Raw genomic sequence first — 17,578 nt, 5'->3', positions numbered from 1 at the left:
GGAAATGAGTCTTGTGGCGAACGGGTGTTCGAACTAGCTTTGACGCATGGGGTCGGGGGATTCACACACAGCACACGGGGAGCCGTGGCAGCTCGGTGATGCCGAGCTGCGTGGCGAGGTGCTCGATGTGTACGCGGAGATCGCCCGTCTGCAGGCGCGGGGTATCGCGCTCATGGGTGAGGTGGTCGAGCGCGGCATCTCGGGTGAAGACGGGTTTCGGGATGCGGGGTGGTGGTTGGCGTCGCGGACGATGCTCGAAGTTCATGAGGCGCGGCGTGTGGTGAACCTTGCGGTGAGTCTGCGTTCGCAGCGGGAGGTTGCTGCGGCTGTTGCGGAGCAGCGGGTGTCGCCGACACACGCGCAGTTGATCTGTGATTTCTTCGAGATGCCGCCGTCGCTGCTGGCAGCGCTGGCGGAGGCCGATCCCGAGGAGCATTCGAAGGTGGTCGAGTTCTGCCGCGATGCGTTGTTGGCGGCGGCGGTGCCGGGTCCGGGGACGACCACGGCGTCGGTGCGGCGAGCCAAGGAGCGGCTCGAGATTCGGCTGGACGCCGAAAGTGATGGTCCGCCGACGCGGGAACGCGACAACGTCAATCACCTATCGGTGTCGCACACGCTGCATGGCCGGGTGGTGGTGCACGGGAACTTCGATGCACTGTCGGGTGAGGTGCTGTTGACGGCGTTGTCGAAGCTGTCGGCGCCGCAGCCTGCCGAGGACGGAACACCGGATCGCAGGTCGCCGCGGAAACGGCGGGCGGATGCGTTGGTCGAGGTGTGTCGCAGGTTCCTCGATTCCGGCGTTGCCGGGATGGAGGCGGGTGAGAAGCCGCACGTGACGGTGTTGGTGAATCAGCGTGATCTCGAACGTCGCGCGGATACTGCCGCCGAGCGAAGGAGCGTGTCGATCACGGCGTTGCTCGATGGCGTCGGTCTGCCGTGGACGCCGTGGGGCGCCACGCTCACTCCGGAGACGGCGCGTGCGGTGGCGTGCGATGCGCAGGTCACGCCGATCGTCGTCGACGACAACGGCGTCCCGCTGAGCATGGGCCGCACCACACGGCTCGTGACTCCGGCGCAGCGTCGGGCCTTGACTGTCCGGGACCGGGGGTGTGCGTTTCCGAACTGCCCGGTCCCGTCGTCGTGGTGCGAGGCGCATCACGTCACACATTGGGCGGACGGCGGTCCGACGGATCTCGACAACATGGTGCTGCTCTGCGGCGCCCACCACCGCCATGTTCACCACAGCGCCTGGACGATCACCTCGACACCGAGGGGCAGGCCGACCTTCACACCACCGGGCGTCGACCCACCGGGCGGACCTGTCGCGCACCCGCCGAGGGTGGCGTGAAGGTGGTGGCGACGCTCGCGGCTACCGGCCGTCGCGTCGGCGTGCGACGACGGCGCCGACCGCGCCGCCGACCGCACCGAGCGCGAGCGCGGTGGGGACGCCGATCTTCGCGGCCTTGCGGCCCGTACGGAAGTCGCGGATCTCCCAGCCGCGGTTCTTCGCGAGCTCACGAAGATCCGTGTCGGGGTTGATCGCGACGGGCGTGCCGACGAGCGAGAGCATCGGCACGTCGTTGTAGCTGTCGGAGTACGCGGCACAGCGGTCGAGGCTGAGCCCCTCACGGACCGCGAGGGCCCGCACGGCGTGTGCTTTGCCGAGGCCGTGCAGGATGTCGCCGACGAGGCGGCCCGTGAAGACGCCGTCCTCGCTCTCGGCGACGGTCCCGAGCGCGCCGGTGAGTCCGAGCCGCTTCGCGATGACCTGCGCGAGCTCGACGGGCGTCGCGGTCACGAGCCACACCTGCTGGCCGGCGTCGAGATGCATCTGGGCGAGTGCGCGGGTGCCGGGCCAGATCTTGTCGACGATGACCTCGTCGAAGATCTCCTCGCCCAGACGTGCGAGCTCCGAGGTCGAGCGACCGGCGACGAACGACAGCGCCTTGTCTCGTCCCTGTGCGACGTCGTCGCTGTTCTCCTTGCCGGTGACCCGGAACTTGACCTGCTTCCACGCGAAGTCGACCAGGTCGGAGGTCTTGAGGTAGTCGCGCGCTGCGAGCCCGCGGGCGAAGTGCACGATCGAGGCGCCCTGCACCATCGTGTTGTCGACGTCGAAGAAAGCCGCAGCCGTGAGGTCGAGCGGAACGTCGACGACGTCGGTGGGCGTCTCCGCCTCGTGGATCGCGTACGCGGCGTCGGCGCTGGCCTCACCCGCGACGTTCGCGCGTACCTCGGCCTCGCTGGGGCCGAGCGGATTCGCGGCGCGTCGGCGGCCGGGCCGGATCAGTCCGGCGAGCGCGGTACTCACTTCGCTCGGCAGTGATCGTGCAGGCACCCGCACCTCCGTCGTCTCGCTCGGTCGCGCCGGTTTCGCGGCGCTCACGGATGGCGGCTGCCTCCGGGTCCCGAGTCCGCCGATAGCCTATCGTCCGGTTTCGGGCCGGTGCCGCATCAGGCCGGAAGGAGGACATCGCCATGACCGACGATCGAGCGTCCCGTAGCGAAGGTGACGAGGCAGTCACGGACCCGCAGGGCCGTGAGCATCTCGTGACTCTTCTCACTAGGGCGGGGTGTGGTGCGTGCGAGGGCGCGAAAGCCGAATTGCTCGCACTCCGCGAGGAGGAGCCGTTCCGGTTCGAGATCGTCGACGTGGACGAGGAGGCCTCGTCGCGACCCGGTCTACGTGCAGAATTCGGCGACCGGCTGCCGGTTGTGCTAGTCGACGGCCGAGAGCACGGTTATTGGGAGGTCGATGTCGAGCGCCTTCGTCGGGATCTCCGCAAGTAAGGGCGACCTAAGTCGCCCCGTTCCGGCCGCTTCGCAGGTCGGGACCGGTAACGACGGCACGAGACGACTTTGTGCGGGCGTTCACAAGCGGTTACCGTGGTGTGAACGAATCCCCCGGACAATCGTGAGTAGCGGCCGTGGTAACGGCCGCTCGGACGAGGAGCCACCACGTGACGCAGCAGCATCGGACGCGCGGGACGACACCCGCCGTCGCCGCTGCGTCGGGTGATCGTTCCTCCGGTGATCAGACTCAACGGGACATTCCCCAGGCTACGGTGACGCGCCTCGCGTCGTATCTGCGGGTCCTCGAAGCGATGGCCGACAGCGGTATCGCGATCGTGTCGAGCGGAGAACTCGCCGACGCCTCCGGAGTGGGATCGGCGAAGCTTCGCAAGGATCTGTCGTTCCTCGGCCCCAACGGTGTTCGCGGCGTCGGTTACGACGTGCGCCGCCTGCGCGCCCGCATCGAGTCGGCACTCGGGCTCGAGCGCGGCCACCGCGTCGTGATCGTGGGTGCCGGCAATCTCGGCCGCGCCCTCGCCGGTTACGGCGGGTTCGCGGGGCGCGGGTTCCCCGTCGTCGGGCTGTTCGACACCGATCCCGCACTCGTGGGGACGGCGGTCGGTGCGGTGACGGTGCGTCATCTCGACGTGCTCGCGGCGTCGTGCGCCGAGTTCGAAGCGACGATCGGCGTCGTCGCGACCCCGGACAGCGCCGCGCAGATCGTGTGCGACGCACTGGTCGCGGCGGGGCTGCGCCGCATCATGAGTTTCTCGCCCGTGCAGGTCGAGGTTCCCGGCGGCGTCGAGCTCCGGGTCGTCGACCTCGCGGCGGAATTGCAGGTGCTGTCCTTCCACGGCATCCGCAACGGGCATCACGAGGACGGCGCCGCCACGGCGTCGTCGCTCGACGATGCCGGGACGGCGCCTGCGTCGTCGTCCCGTGTTCGGTTCCCCGGGCCGGCAGTGTCGCCGTCCCCTGTCTCCCGGAACGGATCGGTGATCGCGCCGTGAGTGTCCTTCTCGTCGGGATTTCGCACCGGACCGCCCCGGTCCCGGTGCTCGAGCGCGTCGCGATCGCCGACAGCGATCGCCCGAAGCTCACCGACAGGCTGCTCGACTCGGAGCACATCTCGGAGGCGATGATCGTCTCGACGTGCAACCGCATCGAGATCTACACGGTCGTCGACGCGTTCCACGGCGCGCTGACCGAGGTCGCGACGGCGCTCGCGGAGCACTCGGGAGTCGAACTCTCGGAGTTGCACCGCCACACCTACGTTCGGTACAGCGAGGCGGCGGCCGAGCACCTGTTCGCGGTCGCGAGCGGACTGGACTCGATGGTCGTCGGCGAGCAGCAGATCCTCGGCCAGATCCGGTCGGCCTATGCCGCGGCGGACTCCCAGCAGGCCGCGGGCCGCACCCTCCACGAGCTCGCGCAGCAGGCGCTGCGCGTCGGCAAGCGTGTTCACACCGAGACCGGGATCGACTCGGCCGGTTCGTCCGTCGTGTCGGTGGCGCTCGATCGTGCCGCAGGCGTCCTCGGCTCGCTCGCGGGTCGCACGGCCGTCGTGCTCGGTGCCGGTGCGATGGGCGGTCTCGCCGTCGCGCACCTGTCGCGTGCAGGCATCGGAAGCATCGTCGTCGTCAACCGCACCCGTGAGCGTGCGGAGAACCTCGCGGAGACCGCGCGCTCGAACGGAATCGACGCCCACGCAGTCGATCTCGACGAGTTGCCGCAGGCAGTCGGGCTCGCGGACGTCCTCGTCACGTGTACCGGCGCGGTGGGTGCCGTCGTCACGCTCGCCGATGCCCACCGCGCGCTCGCGCAGCGTGCCGTGCAGAGCGACGGCGCCGTCGACGTCGACGGCGGGAATCCGCTCGTGATCTGCGATCTCGGTCTGCCGCGCGACGTCGAACCCGCGGTCGCGGGACTGCCGTCGGTGACGGTGCTCGACATGGAGTCGCTGCAGCGCGATCCCGGTGCGCACGCGGCGGGAGCCGACGAGAAGGCCGCACGCGGCATCGTCTCGCAGGAACTCGCGGGGTATCTGCAGGGCCAGCGGCTCGCCGAGATCACGCCCACCGTCGCGGCGCTGCGGCAGCGCGCCGCCGAGGTCGTGGAAGCGGAGCTGCTGCGACTCGAGACCCGCCTGCCCGACCTGGACGATCCGCAGCGCGGCGAGGTGGCGCGCACGGTGCGCCGCGTCGTCGACAAGCTCCTGCACGCGCCGACGGTGCGCGTCAAGCAGCTCGCGGTCTCGCCCGGCGGCGACACGTACGCGCAGGCGCTGCGCGAGCTCTTCGAGCTGGAACCGGGAACCGTTGCGGCAGTAGCGAAGACATCGGACCCGACAGGCGAGATGATCGATCTCGCGGATCGTTTCGTCGCAGGAGAGGATCCGCGGCTGCGGCACTTCCTGCTCGACGACACCACGGACGGAGAGGACACGCAGTGACGACGACCGATGCGGCCACGAGCGACCGGGCTGCGACACGCACGCTGCGGATCGGAACCCGTGGCAGTGTTCTCGCGACGACCCAGGCCGGGACGGTCCGCGATGCGCTGATCGAGGCCGGCCATCCCGCCGAACTCGTCATCATCACGACGAAGGGCGACAAGTCGCAGGCGCCCGTCGAGACGATCGGCGTCGGTGTCTTCACGGCCGAACTGCGCGAGGCGCTGGCCGACGGCCGCGTGGACGTCGCGGTGCACTCGTACAAGGATCTTCCGACGGCACAGGAGCCGAGCTTCACGATCGCCGCGGTGCCGCCGCGCGAGGATCCGCGTGACGCGCTCGTCGCCCGCGACCGGCTCGTCCTCGGCGAGCTGCCGGCGGGGTCGCGGATCGGGACGTCCGCGCCGCGGCGCGCCTCGCAGCTGCGAGCACTGGGCCTCGGCCTCGAGGTCCTGCCGCTGCGGGGCAATCTCGACACGCGGGTCGGCAAGGTCCACTCGGGTGAGCTCGACGCCGTCGTCGTCGCCCGCGCGGGCCTCGCTCGGGTCGGCAGGCTCGACGAGGTGACCGAGGCGCTCGATCCGGTGCAGATGCTGCCGGCTCCGGCGCAGGGCGCGCTCGCCGTCGAATGCCGTAGCGAGGACACCGATCTCGTGTCGGTGCTCGCCGAACTCGACGATCCCGCGACACGCGCCGCCGTGGTCGCCGAGCGTGCCGTCCTCGCGGAACTCGAAGCGGGGTGCACGGCCCCGGTCGGCGCGCTCGCGGAGGTCGTGGAGTCGCTCGACGACGACGGCCGCACCGTCTGGGAGCTGTCGGTACGCGGCGCCGCCGCCGCCGTCGACGGCTCGGAGGTCCTGCGCGCGAGCGTCGTCGGAACCATCGACGACCCGGCAGGCCTCGGGCGCGCAGTCGCACGCGATCTGCTCGACCGGGGAGCTCGCGATCTGATGACCGAGCGCACCGAGCCCGATCCCGCACGGGGTGACGCCGATGATTGACCGCCGGTCCCCGCGCGCGGCCACACGATGGCCGCCGTCGCGCAGCGGCGAACGTTCGCCGTCGCGTCTCGCCCCGAACCATCCTGCACAGCCACCCACCGCACTGGAGAATCACCGATGAGCCGAGTTCGCAAGAACACCCCGGGACGGATCCTGTTCGTCGGATCCGGGCCCGGCGACCCGGCGCTGCTCACCGTGCGTGCTCGTGACGCGCTCGCGAACGCATCGCTCGCCTACACGGACCCGGACGTCGACAAGTCCGTCGTCGCGCTCGCCGGAACCGCACTCGGCTGCGACGAGGAGACCGGCGAGGCGATCGCCGAGGTGCGTCCCGCACTGGGCGAGCCCGCGGACGTCGCCAAGACGCTCGTCGCCGAGGCGAAGAACGGTCACGACGTCGTGCGGCTCGTGGCGGGCGATCCGCTCACGACGGACTCGGTGATCGCCGAGGTCACCGCGGTCTCGCGCACGCAGGTGGCGTTCGAGGTCCTGCCGGGCCTGCCGTCGGCGTCGGCGGTTCCCGCCTACGCGGGCATGGCACTCGGCTCCGATCACACCGAGGCCGACGTGCGCGGCGAGGTCGACTGGGCGGCGCTCGCGGCCGCACCGGGGCCGCTCGTCCTGCACGCGACGGCGGGGCACCTCGCCGAGACGGCGAGCGCGCTCGTGGAGCACGGCCTCGCACCGCAGACGCCGGCCGCGATCACCGTCAACGGCACGACGCGTCAGCAGCGCACCGTCGAGGCGACGCTCGCGACGCTCAACGACGCGGGCTCCGAACTCGTCGGTCCGCTCGTCGTGACCATCGGCAAGGTCGTGTCGCAGCGCGGCAAGCTCTCCTGGTGGGAGTCGCGCGCGCTGTACGGCTGGAAGGTGCTCGTGCCGCGCACGAAGGACCAGGCGGGGGAGATGAGCGATCGTCTCGTCACGCACGGTGCGATCCCCATCGAGGTGCCGACGATCTCCGTCGAGCCGCCGCGCAGCCCCGCGCAGATGGAGCGTGCCGTCAAGGGCCTCGTGGACGGCCGCTACCAGTGGGTCGTGTTCACCTCGACCAACGCGGTGCGTGCCGTGTGGGAGAAGTTCGAGGAGTTCGGGCTCGATGCCCGTGCGTTCTCGGGCGTGAAGATCGCGTGCGTCGGGCAGGCGACGGCGGACAAGGTCCGCTCGTTCGGTATCAATCCCGAGCTCGTCCCGTCGGGGGAGCAGTCGAGCGAGGGCCTGCTCGCCGAGTTCGCGCCCTACGACGACGTCTTCGATCCGGTGAACCGAATCCTGTTGCCGCGCGCGGACATCGCTACGGAAACCCTCGCCGAGGGGCTGCGTGAGCGCGGCTGGGAGATCGACGACGTGACGGCGTACCGCACGGTGCGCGCCTCGCCGCCGCCAGCCGAGACCCGCGAGATGATCAAGACTGGTGGCTTCGACGCCGTGTGCTTCACGTCGTCGTCCACCGTCCGCAATCTCGTCGGTATCGCGGGCAAGCCGCACGCCCGGACCCTCGTCGCGTGCATCGGCCCCAAGACCGCCGAGACGGCCGTGGAGTTCGGGCTGCGCGTGGACGTGCAGCCGGAGACGGCGCAGATCGGGCCGCTCGTCGAGGCGCTCGCCGAGCACGCGGCTCGGTTGCGGGCCGAGGGTGCACTGCCCCCGCCGCGAAAGAAGTCGCGCCGCCGCTGACGAGCGTCAAGGGCCGGAGCCCGTCCATCATCGACACCGAGGGAGTGCCGTTCGTGTTCCCCACGCATCGCCCGCGCCGGTTGCGCACGACCCCGGCGGTCCGCCGTCTCGTGCGGGAGACCTCGCTCGAGCCACGGCATCTGGTGCTGCCGATGTTCGTCGCCGACGGCATCGACGCGCCGCGCGAGATCTCCTCGATGCCCGGCGTGTACCAGCACACGCTGGACTCGCTGCGCGCCGCCGCGACCGAGGCCGTGGCGGCGGGTGTCGGCGGCCTGATGCTGTTCGGCGTCCCGAAGCCCGAGGACAAGTCGGGTGACGGGGAGTGCGGCGTCGACCCGCAGGGCATCCTCAACCGCGGGTTGCGCGCGCTGGCCGACGAGGTCGGCGACGCGACGGTGCTCATGGCCGACACGTGTCTCGACGAGTTCACCGATCACGGGCACTGCGGCGTCGTCGACGACGCGGGTCGTGTCGACAACGACGCGACGCTCGCGCAGTACCGCCGTATGGCGGTCGCGCAGGCCGAGGCCGGGGCACATCTGCTCGGCCCCAGCGGGATGATGGACGGCCAGGTCGGTGCGATCCGCGAGGCACTCGACGACGCGGGTTTCACGGAGGTCGGGCAGCTCGCGTACGCCGCGAAGTACGCGTCGGCGTTCTACGGCCCGTTCCGCGAGGCGGTGGGGTCGTCGCTGCAGGGCGATCGGCGGACGTATCAGCAGGACGCGGGCAATCGGCGTGAGGCGCTGCGCGAGGTCGATCTCGATCTCGCCGAGGGCGCCGACATGGTGATGGTCAAGCCGGCGATGTCGTACCTCGACGTGCTGCGGGAGGTGGCAGACTCGTCGCCGGTTCCCGTTGCCGCCTACCAGATCTCGGGTGAGTACGCGATGATCACGGCGGCCGCGCAGCGCGGCTGGATCGACCGTGACGCGGCGATCGCCGAGTCGCTGCTGAGTATTCGGCGCGCCGGCGCCGACATCGTCCTCACGTACTGGGCTGCCGAGTTCGCGAAGCGGGCATGACCGCCGGCGGCGATGGGCGAAGTGCCCGCGAGCGGATGCTCGCGGGCGACCTCTACATCGCCGACGATCCCGAACTCGACCGGCTCTCGCGTCGGGCGCGCACGCTCGCAGCGCGATTCAACGCGACGGAACTCTCGGGCGGCGACGGCGCCGGAGAACTGTTGCGCGAGTTGCTCGGTGCCGTCGGCGAGGACGTGGACGTGCGGCCGCCGCTGCACGTCGACTACGGCGAGCACATCACGATCGGTCCCCGGACGTTCGTGAACTTCGGGCTCACGGCGCTCGACGTCGCACCCATCCGGATCGGCGCCGACTGCCAGATCGGCCCGAACGTCCAGTTGCTGACGCCGACGCACCCGCTCGATCCGCAGCAGCGGCGCGACAAATTCGAAGCGGCGCAGCCGATCACGATCGGCGACAACGTGTGGCTCGGCGGCGGAGTGATCGTGTGTCCCGGTGTCACGATCGGTGACGACGCCGTGATCGGAGCGGGATCGGTCGTCACGCGCGACGTCCCCGAGCGCGTCGTCGCCGCGGGGGCGCCCGCGCGGGTGCTGCGCTCGATCTGATCGAGTCGTTCGGCCGGTCGCCGCGTCACGGGGTGCAGCCGGTCCCGGCCGGCAGCCGGGGCGCGAGCCATTGCGTGATGGTGGTGAGTGTCGCCGCGGCGTCCTCGAACGTTCCCGAATCCGGTTGTGCGGCAATCGCTACGGCGACCAGCCCGCCCGCGGGGGTGGGGAGCGCGCCGAACTGGCGTGCCAGCTGACGCCCGTCCTCGTCCGGACCCCATCCCGATTTCGCGATCGCACCGGGGACCGTCGCGAGCCCCCAGCTCTCGTCGGTGCTGCGCATGAGGTCGGTGACCGGCGCCGCAGCGGGATCGCACACGAGGTGCGAGGCGAACTGCGACTGCGCGGTCAGCGGCCACATCGTCTGACCGAACGCGCTGAATCCGGGGCGCGTGGCGACGGCGTTCACCCGGGTCTGTGGATCGCCGTCGCGGGCCAGGACCGCACCCGTGGCCTCCGCGGCGCGGTCGGGCGGGCCCAGGGAACTCCACAGACGGTCGGCGGCATCGTTGTCCGATCGCCGGATCGCGGCGTCGAGATCGTCCGTCCGCGCCGTTCCCGCATCGACTGCGGCGATCGCGATCGCGACCTTCATCGTCGACCACGCGGGTCCGTCGGCCCACGCCCCGCCTGCGAGGGTCTGCCCACCGCCGATCGGCGTCACCGCGAGTCCGACGTCGGCGGGCAGGCTCGCGGCGAAGTCCCCGAACCCGGCCAGCGGCCCGGACTCGGCCGGCGGCGCAGGCGCGGGCGGCGCCGCGTGAGGTGCGGTGGGCGCCTCGGGGTCGGCGACGGGCGTTCCCGTCTCGCTGCATCCCGCGACGACCGCGACGAACGTGACGGCGGCGCAGCACGCTCGGGCGAGAGCCGCGCGCCCACGGCCGGGCTGCGCTCGCCGGTGATCAGTGGACATACACGGATCAGTGGACATACACGGATCAGTAGACATACACGACGGCGTTGTCGCCGCCCGTGCACCGCACGAGCGTGGATCCCGAGCACGCCATCGGATAGGTGGTTCCGGTGACGGGGCTGGTCGCCGAGACCGTCACGGACTGTCCGCGCACGGGCTGGGACGCGTACGCCGCGCGCACGGCCTCGGCGAACTCGCACGACGTCACCGACGAGCCCACCGCGGAACTCCCGAGCGCCGCGGACGACGACGAACACGTCGACGCTCCGGCGGGCAGCCCCGGTGCGGCGGGCACGGGTGCGGCCGGGGGCGGCGCCACGGCAGGAGCCGATGCGGGCGGGGCGGCCGTCGTGCCCGAGGCGGCCGTCGTGTCGTCACGCAGCGCCGGGACGAGCCAGAGGCCGATCACCGCGGCCAGCGCACCGATCGCGACCACGGCGGCGAGGACGACCGCCACCCATTTCCACGGATCGCCGCCTCCGGGCGGCCGGCCCGAGCCGTACTGCTGCGGCGGGTACCGGCCGGGCGGGGGACCGGCGCCGTACCCGGGATAGCCCTGTGGACCCGGCGGCGGGCCGTCGGCGTACGGCTCGTACCGTCCGCGCTCGTCCGGCCGTTCGTAGGGAGATGTCATCGTCGACCTCGATCCCGGTGCCTGCTCCGGCATGTGCTCGCTCGATCTCGATGCTACGAGGTCGAGTGGGGCATTCGTCCTGGTTACGGCAAAGAGCCGTCGCTGGGGGTCCGCTCCCTCCGTGCCCGCGGAAATCGGACATTAGGCTGGTCGTATGAGCGAGCAGCACCCGCAGTACCCGCAACAGCCCCCACAGCACCAGTACCCGCAGCAGCAGTACCCCCCGCAGGAGCAGTACCCGTCGTCGTATCCGCAGCAGCAGCCGGAGGACGGCGGCAGCGGCGGTGACGGCACGCCGCCGCTCGACGTCGGCACCGCCCGGCAGCTGTGGTGGCTGGTCGCGGCCCTGGGGATCCTGCAGGGCTTCGCGGCGCTCGCGATCGTCTCGGGCGACCGGTCGTCGTTCGTCGACACGATGCTCGCCGATCCTGCGCTGGCCGAGGCGGGGGTCGACGTCGACCGCGCTCGGATGGAATCGCTGTTCGGTGTGGGCATGGGGATCGTCGGGCTCGTCATCGTCGCGGTGACCGCGCTCTTCCTGGTGTTCGTTCGCTCGATGGCGCGAGACCGCAACTGGGCGCGGATGGTCCTGACGATGCTCGGTGTGCTCATGGTCTTCACCTCGATACCGGTGCTGTTCGGTCTCGGTGGCGGAGCCCTGCCCGGCGGGGCCGACGGCATGGGGCTCGCGATGGGCGCCGTGCAGATCCTCCAGGCTGTCGCTGCTGTGGGCGCGATCGTCCTGATGCACCGGAAGGAGTCGAACCTCTACTTCCTCCCGGGGCTTTCGCGTAAGGACGAAGACCGTTAGTATCTCGCTCGGCAAGCGATGTATCATAGGTCACAGACGTGATACACGTCATGAGTTGTACCGCTCAGTGGCACGGAGTCACCGAGTTCGGTGCACACCGTCGGCAACGGCCGACCGGCTCGAAGCATGAGACGAGCTTCGGGCGCGAACTCGGAAGGGACCGCACTCCATGCAGATCGACCAGCAACGGCACGGTTCACGCAAGGAGATCGTGGTGTTCGGCGTCCTCGCCGTCACGATGCTCCTGATGATGCTGTTGCTGGTCGTCCCGGGGATCGTCGGCTGACCGCTTCGCCAGTGTCGTCTCCTCGCTCGTCGGTGCCGCCACGGCCGCGCATCGTCGATGCCGCGTACGCCGTGTGGCTGCTGTCCACCCTCGTTCTCGTCGTGCAGGGACTCGTCGGTGCCACCACCTCGGGGGAGACGCTCCGCGACCAGCTCGTCGCGGGTGGTGTGGACGACCCCGGCGCCTTCACCGTCGCCGTGCGGATCGCCGGTGTCGTCGCTGTCGTCGTCGGCCTCGTGATCGGTGCGCTCGCAGGCCCGGTTCGCGCGGGGCATCGGGGCTTCCGGCCTGTCGCGGTCGGCATCTCGGTCGTGTACGCCGCCGCTGCCTTCGTCGCCGTCGCCGTGGGATTCGCGACCGTGATCTGGCTCCTCGCCCCGATCCTGCTGCTCGTGGCCGTCGCCCTCGCGACGATGCCGCCGGCGCGCCGCTGGTATCGCGAGGCAGAGGCGGGCGCCGGCACCACCACGGAGTCGCCGTGAGTGCGCAGATCCTCTTCACCGAGCCCGGCGGCCGGTGGCGCAGCGTCTGGTACGGACCGCTCTTCTGCTTCGCGATCCTCGTCGTCGAGTGGCTGACGGGCCCGTCGGCCATCCACTGGGTGGCACTCGCGGGCAGCGCCGTCGTACTCGCGGGCGTCGTGGCGCTGCAGGTCACGGCCGCGCGGACGCACGCGAGCGTCGAACTCAGCGAGACGATGCTGCGGCAGGGAACGGAGGAACTGCCGATCGAGGACATCGTGGCCGTCCTGCCGGCCGCGGACCCGGACTCGCCCGACACGCAGCGCTGGGAGAGTGCACGGGTGCTCGGGGAGCTGTCCGGTGTGCCGCGGCGCCGCACCGCGATCGGGCTGCGTCTCGTCGGCGGCGGCCTCGTGCGCGCGTGGGCTCGCAACGACGAGGGCCTGCGTGGTGCACTGGTGAGCGTCCTGCAATCGCGCCCCGACAGGAGAACGCAGTGAGCGCCACAGACCCTTCCTCGGCCGCTCCGCGCCGGTCGCCTTCGGGCGGCCTGCGCCGCAGCGCCTGTGCGCTCGCCGCGCTCGTGTGTGCGGTCGCCGCCGTCGTCGTGTGGCTCACCGCCGCGTCGACGGAGCGGCTCGCCCCGCTCGCCGAAGGCACACCGCCGTTCGACGCGACGGTGTACTCCGGGGCCGCGATCGGCGGGTCGGTCGCGCTGGCGACGCTCGCAGCGCTGTTCGTCGTGGCCGTCGTCTCCACCCGGCCACGCACCCGGCCCGCCGATCGGGCCGAGTTCAGCCCTGCAGGCCGGTGAGCCGCACGGCGTCGGTGCCCGGTCCGTCGAGCATCGCCGAGCCGAGCAGCGCGTCGGGAATCCCGAAGCCCTCGACGAGCAGCGCCGCGTGCGGACGGAGCGTGCGGCAGCGTTCGTTGATGCCGCGCACGACCGCCTTGGCGCGTTCGGTCGAGATCAGCCGATGCTCGACGAACCATGCCTTGTCCTCGTCGATGACGGTGAGCGCGTAGAGGTCGCACACCTCGCCGAGCAGGCCGCATGCCTCCTCGTCCGCGCACTCCTCGATCGCGGCGACGAACGCCTCGAGGACGACGCGGTCGATGTGGGCGCGCGCCGCGTGCAGCACGTGATCCTGGACGAAGTTGAACGCGTCGAACGGATCGTCCTCGCGGTCCATCGCGCCCTGGAGGCGTCGCGCGGCCGTCGAGAGCAGGTACTCCTCGCGCTCCTCGAACATCGACACCTGGGTGCCGCGATCGAAGAGGCTGCCCTCCTCCTCGTTGTCGGGCCGGCGTTCGAGCAGCGTCTGGATGATCGGTGCCGCGGCCGTCCGCTTCTTCACGACGTCGCTGACGGTGTCGAGCGCGAACCGCGCCCACTCGACGGGGCTCAGGTCACGCACGTCGTCGGCGTAGGACGTCAGCAGTTCCTTCGCGACGAGCTGCGTCAGCACGACGTTGTCGCCCTCGAAGGTCGTGAACACGTCCGAGTCGGCCTTGAGGCCGACGAGCCGGTTCTCCGACAGGTAGCCGGCGCCGCCGCACGCCTCGCGTGCCTCCTGGATCGCGCGGGTCGTGTGGGCGGTGTTCGCGGCCTTGAGACCCGCGGCGCGGCCCTCGAGTTCGCGCTGCTCCTGGGGATCGGCGTCGTCGCCCTGTGCCTGCAGCTCATGCAACGTCGAGACGAGCTCGTTCTGGGCGAACTGCAGCGCGTACGAGCGGGCGATGAGCGGCAGCAGCCGCCGCTGATGCACCAGGTAGTCCATGATCAGGACCTCGTCCGACGACTTCGGGGCGTCGAACTGCCTGCGCTGCAGCGCGTACTTCGTCGCGATCGTCAGGGCGACGCGGGCCGCGGCGGCCGCCGATCCGCCGACCGTGACGCGTCCGCGCACGAGGGTGCCGAGCATCGTGAAGAAGCGCTTGCCGTCGCTCTCGATTCCCGAGGTGTAGGTGCCGTCGGGTTCGACGTCGGCGTAGCGGTTGAGCAGGTTCTCGCGCGGGATGCGGACCTGATCGAACATGATGCGGCCGTTGTCGACGCCGAGCAGCCCGCCCTTGTAGCCGCAGTCCGACGTCGTGACGCCGGGCAGGTCGTTGCCGTCCTCGTCGCGGATCGGCACGACGAAGCAGTGGACGCCCTTGCTCTCGAGCTCGCCGCTCGCGTTGCGGGTGAGGAGTTGCGCGAAGACCGTGGCGAGGCGCGCGTCCTGCGCGGCGCCGCCGATGTAGTCCTTGCGCGACGACGGCGTCGGCGAGTGGACGACGAACTCCTCGGTGGCGGGGTCGTACGTCGCGGTGGTCTCGAGCGCCTGCACGTCGCTGCCGTGACCGGTCTCGGTCATCGCGAAGCAGCCGAGGATGTCGAGGTCGATGGTGCCGGGCACGTACTTCTCGTGATGGCGCTTCGTGCCGAGGTTCTCGATGGCGCCGCCGAACAAGCCCCACTGGACGCCGGCCTTGACCATGAGCGAGAGGTCGGACATGGCGAGCATCTCGATGCTCGTGACGGCTGCGCCGGTGTCGCCCGTCCCGCCGTGGTCCTTCGCGAAGCCGTCCGCGGCGTAGCCGTTCGACGCCAGCAGCTTCATCTGTCGGAGCACCTTCGCGCGTGCCTCGCCGAGATCGTGCTCGTGGTGGGGTGCGAATTCCGGGTGGCCGGCGAGGTCGGTACGAGCGCGTTCGCGCACCTCCCGCCAGCGGCCGTCGAGGGTCGTCCTGAGGTGGTCTGCGATCGAAGCCATCACTCCAGCCTAGTGAAATCGGAGTCTGCGGTGGGGCGTGCCGAGGGCGTCCCACCTGCGCGGAAGCCGGTGATCCGGGCCACCCAACTACACCCTGTCGTTGGCGGATCCCGGCGAACTGGGACACTGGTGGGCGTGACGAAGTCTCCCGGCGACAACGACATCCGCACCGAGGTCTCCGCGCAGTGGTTCGCACGCGCCGAAACCGTGACTCCCGGAGGCGTGAATTCGCCGGTGAGAGCGTTCGGATCGGTCGGCGGAACGCCCCGGTTCATCGCGTCGGCGTCGGGTTCGACGCTCGTCGACGTCGACGGCAACCGGTACGTCGATCTGGTGTGTTCGTGGGGGCCGATGATTCTCGGTCACGCCCACCCCGCGGTCGTCGAGGCCGCGGTGCGTGCCGCCGAGTCCGGGCTGTCGTTCGGCGCCCCCGTTCCGGGTGAGGTGCTGCTCGCCGAGGAGATCGTCGCGCGCGTCGCTCCCGTCGAGGAGGTCAGGCTCGTCAACTCCGGGACCGAGGCCACGATGAGCGCGGTGCGGCTCGCCCGCGGGTACACCGGGCGCGCCAAGATCCTCAAGTTCGCCGGGTGCTATCACGGCCACGTCGACGCGCTGCTCGCCGACGCGGGATCCGGACTCGCGACGTTCGGGCTGCCGACCTCGCCCGGCGTGACCGGCGCGCAGGCCGAGGACACCATCGTCGTGCCGTACAACGACCTCGACGCAGTGAAGGCGGCGTTCGAGGCGAACCCCGGCGAGATCGCGTGCGTCATCACCGAGGCGGCCGCGGGCAACATGGGCGCCGTGCCGCCGCTGCCCGGATTCAACGCCGGACTGCGCGAGATCACCGAGCGGGACGGCGCACTCCTCGTGATGGACGAGGTCATGACGGGCTTCCGCGTGAGCCGCGCCGGCTGGTACGGCCTCGATCCCGTCGCGGCCGATCTATTCACCTTCGGCAAGGTCATGAGTGGCGGCCTGCCCGCGGCCGCGTTCGGTGGCCGCGCCGACGTCATGAACCGGCTCGCGCCCGCCGGTCCCGTCTATCAGGCGGGCACGCTGTCGGGTAATCCCGTCGCCGTCGCTGCGGGTCTCGCGACGCTGCGTGCCGCCGACGACTCCGTGTACGCCGCGCTCGACCGCAACTGCGCGACGCTCGGGCACCTCGCGTCCGAGGCGCTCACGGCGGAAGGTGTGCCGCACCGCGTCCAGAACGCGGGCAACCTCGTGACGATCTTCTTCACGGACGGACCCGTCACGAACTACGACGAGGCGAAGGCCGCGCAGACGTGGCGCTACGGGCCGTTCTTTCAGGAACTGCTCAGGCGCGGCGTCTACGCTCCGCCCAGCGCGTTCGAGGCGTGGTTCGTCTCGTCGGCGCTGGACGACGACGCGTTCTCCGTCGTCGCCGACGCCATGCCGCACGCCGCCCGCGCCGCGGCAGCAGCGCAGCCCTGACGGCAGCGCCGCCGTGACAGGCCCCGCAAACACCGACCGACAGCAAGCCCCGACAAGTGAAGGCGATCGAGTGACATCGAACGACACTGCCGCCGCGCCCGAGCACAAGCGCACGATCGTGCACGTCATGCGTCACGGCGAGGTCCACAATCCGCGCGGGATCCTGTACGGCCGATTGCCGGGCTTCCGGTTGTCGCTGCACGGCGAGGCGCAGGCTCGCAAGGTCGCGCAGACCCTCGCCGGGCACGACGTCGTCCACGTCGCCGCGTCGCCGTTGCAGCGTGCGCAGCAGACGGCGACCCCGATCGCCGAGCGGCACGGCCTGCAGATCGTCACCGACGACAACCTCATCGAGGCCGGCAACGAGTTCGAGGGACTCAAGGTCTCGGTCGGCGACGGCGCGCTGCGCCGCCCGCGGCACTGGTGGAAGCTGCGCGACCCGTTCACGCCGTCGTGGGGCGAGCCGTACCTGCAGATCGCGCACCGGATGCTCGCGGCGGTCGGTTCGGCGCGCGCGGCAGCGGCGGGCCACGAGGCCGTCGTCGTGAGCCACCAGCTTCCGGTGTGGACGCTGCGCCGGTTCCTGCAGGGCGAACATCTGTGGCACGACCCGCGGGCGCGGCAGTGTGCGCTCGCGTCGCTCACGTCGCTCGTGTACGACGGCGACACCCTCGTCGACATCGTGTACTCCGAGCCCGCCGGCTCGTCCGACCCGCGAATCACCGGAGCCTGA

Annotated in this window: 18 protein-coding genes; 14 read left to right on the top strand and 4 right to left on the bottom strand. The window is 70.8% G+C overall.

The features are described 5' to 3' along the window. Positions 1-46 precede the first annotated feature (46 nt). Positions 47-1,348 carry an HNH endonuclease signature motif containing protein gene (locus tag RR1_RS01450; RefSeq protein WP_010837519.1) on the top strand — a complete coding sequence of 434 codons (1,302 nt, stop codon included), beginning with the start codon at positions 47-49 and terminating at the stop codon, positions 1,346-1,348. A 21-nt stretch (positions 1,349-1,369) separates the two neighbouring features. On the opposite strand, the gene RR1_RS01445 is transcribed toward RR1_RS01450, so the two are convergent. Further along, positions 1,370-2,338 (bottom strand): HAD family hydrolase, encoded by a 969-nt coding sequence (locus tag RR1_RS01445; protein ID WP_040772555.1) that lies wholly within the window; start codon positions 2,336-2,338, stop codon positions 1,370-1,372. A 140-nt stretch (positions 2,339-2,478) separates the two neighbouring features. Here RR1_RS01445 and RR1_RS01440 point away from each other — a divergent pair, with 140 nt between their 5' ends. The 7 genes from RR1_RS01440 to RR1_RS01410 all read left to right on the top strand — a co-directional run bounded on the left by RR1_RS01440 (position 2,479) and on the right by RR1_RS01410 (position 9,523). Continuing rightward, complete coding sequence (locus RR1_RS01440) at positions 2,479-2,790, top strand: glutaredoxin family protein (RefSeq protein ID WP_081634111.1); 312 nt, start codon at positions 2,479-2,481, stop codon at positions 2,788-2,790. A 170-nt stretch (positions 2,791-2,960) separates the two neighbouring features. Beyond that, on the top strand, positions 2,961-3,803 hold the full coding sequence (locus RR1_RS01435; RefSeq protein WP_143153652.1) for a redox-sensing transcriptional repressor Rex: 843 nt from the start codon (positions 2,961-2,963) through the stop codon (positions 3,801-3,803). Beyond that, complete coding sequence (locus RR1_RS01430; protein ID WP_010837514.1) at positions 3,800-5,245, top strand: glutamyl-tRNA reductase; 1,446 nt, start codon at positions 3,800-3,802, stop codon at positions 5,243-5,245. Before RR1_RS01435 ends, RR1_RS01430 begins: the two co-directional genes overlap by 4 nt. Continuing rightward, a complete protein-coding gene (gene hemC / locus RR1_RS01425) occupies positions 5,242-6,246 on the top strand; it encodes a hydroxymethylbilane synthase (RefSeq protein WP_010837513.1) in 1,005 nt (334 codons plus the stop codon). The genes RR1_RS01430 and hemC overlap by 4 nt, the downstream gene beginning before the upstream one ends. A 117-nt stretch (positions 6,247-6,363) precedes the next feature. After that, complete coding sequence (locus RR1_RS01420; RefSeq protein WP_040772533.1) at positions 6,364-7,926, top strand: bifunctional uroporphyrinogen-III C-methyltransferase/uroporphyrinogen-III synthase; 1,563 nt, start codon at positions 6,364-6,366, stop codon at positions 7,924-7,926. A 53-nt stretch (positions 7,927-7,979) separates the two neighbouring features. Next, the gene (gene hemB / locus RR1_RS01415; protein ID WP_040772552.1) at positions 7,980-8,954 is read left to right on the top strand and encodes a porphobilinogen synthase; all 975 of its coding nucleotides are present in this window, start codon (positions 7,980-7,982) and stop codon (positions 8,952-8,954) included. Further along, positions 8,951-9,523 carry a sugar O-acetyltransferase gene (locus RR1_RS01410; protein WP_010837510.1) on the top strand — a complete coding sequence of 191 codons (573 nt, stop codon included), beginning with the start codon at positions 8,951-8,953 and terminating at the stop codon, positions 9,521-9,523. The genes hemB and RR1_RS01410 overlap by 4 nt, the downstream gene beginning before the upstream one ends. Before the next feature lie 25 nt (positions 9,524-9,548). Here the strand turns inward: RR1_RS01410 and RR1_RS01405 are convergent, their stop codons facing one another. Both RR1_RS01405 and RR1_RS01400 read right to left on the bottom strand, forming a co-directional pair. Then, positions 9,549-10,436 (bottom strand): hypothetical protein, encoded by an 888-nt coding sequence (locus RR1_RS01405; protein WP_071990717.1) that lies wholly within the window; start codon positions 10,434-10,436, stop codon positions 9,549-9,551. A 25-nt stretch (positions 10,437-10,461) separates the two neighbouring features. After that, a complete protein-coding gene (locus tag RR1_RS01400) occupies positions 10,462-11,070 on the bottom strand; it encodes a serine/threonine protein kinase (RefSeq protein WP_238558953.1) in 609 nt (202 codons plus the stop codon). 154 nt (positions 11,071-11,224) lie between these two features. Between RR1_RS01400 and RR1_RS01395 the strand changes: the two genes are divergently transcribed. The 4 genes from RR1_RS01395 (at position 11,225) to RR1_RS01380 (ending at position 13,442) form a co-directional block, all read left to right on the top strand. Next, a complete protein-coding gene (locus RR1_RS01395; RefSeq protein WP_010837507.1) occupies positions 11,225-11,881 on the top strand; it encodes a hypothetical protein in 657 nt (218 codons plus the stop codon). 297 nt (positions 11,882-12,178) lie between these two features. Further along, positions 12,179-12,649, top strand: a complete 471-nt coding sequence (locus RR1_RS01390) for a hypothetical protein (RefSeq protein WP_010837504.1) — start codon at positions 12,179-12,181, stop codon at positions 12,647-12,649. Next, positions 12,646-13,128, top strand: coding sequence for a transport-regulating membrane protein Mce1N (gene mce1N, locus RR1_RS01385; RefSeq protein WP_010837503.1), 483 nt, complete (start codon positions 12,646-12,648; stop codon positions 13,126-13,128). Before RR1_RS01390 ends, mce1N begins: the two co-directional genes overlap by 4 nt. Then, positions 13,125-13,442: a hypothetical protein gene (locus RR1_RS01380; protein WP_143153651.1), complete on the top strand. Its 318-nt coding sequence runs from the start codon at positions 13,125-13,127 to the stop codon at positions 13,440-13,442. Before mce1N ends, RR1_RS01380 begins: the two co-directional genes overlap by 4 nt. Here the strand turns inward: RR1_RS01380 and RR1_RS01375 are convergent. After that, complete coding sequence (locus RR1_RS01375; RefSeq protein ID WP_040772532.1) at positions 13,423-15,387, bottom strand: acyl-CoA dehydrogenase family protein; 1,965 nt, start codon at positions 15,385-15,387, stop codon at positions 13,423-13,425. The two genes, RR1_RS01380 and RR1_RS01375, sit on opposite strands and share 20 nt — an antisense overlap. A 135-nt stretch (positions 15,388-15,522) precedes the next feature. On the opposite strand from RR1_RS01375, the gene hemL reads away from it, so the two are divergent. Beyond that, a complete protein-coding gene (gene hemL / locus RR1_RS01370) occupies positions 15,523-16,845 on the top strand; it encodes a glutamate-1-semialdehyde 2,1-aminomutase (RefSeq protein ID WP_040772548.1) in 1,323 nt (440 codons plus the stop codon). Between the two features lie 127 nt (positions 16,846-16,972). After that, positions 16,973-17,578, top strand: coding sequence for a histidine phosphatase family protein (locus RR1_RS01365; protein WP_051111099.1), 606 nt, complete (start codon positions 16,973-16,975; stop codon positions 17,576-17,578).

The organism is Rhodococcus rhodnii NBRC 100604 (assembly GCF_001894925.1).
Taxonomy (GTDB): Bacteria; Actinomycetota; Actinomycetes; order Mycobacteriales; family Mycobacteriaceae; genus Rhodococcus_F; species Rhodococcus_F rhodnii.
This window is presented reverse-complemented; position numbering and strand designations above follow the sequence as displayed.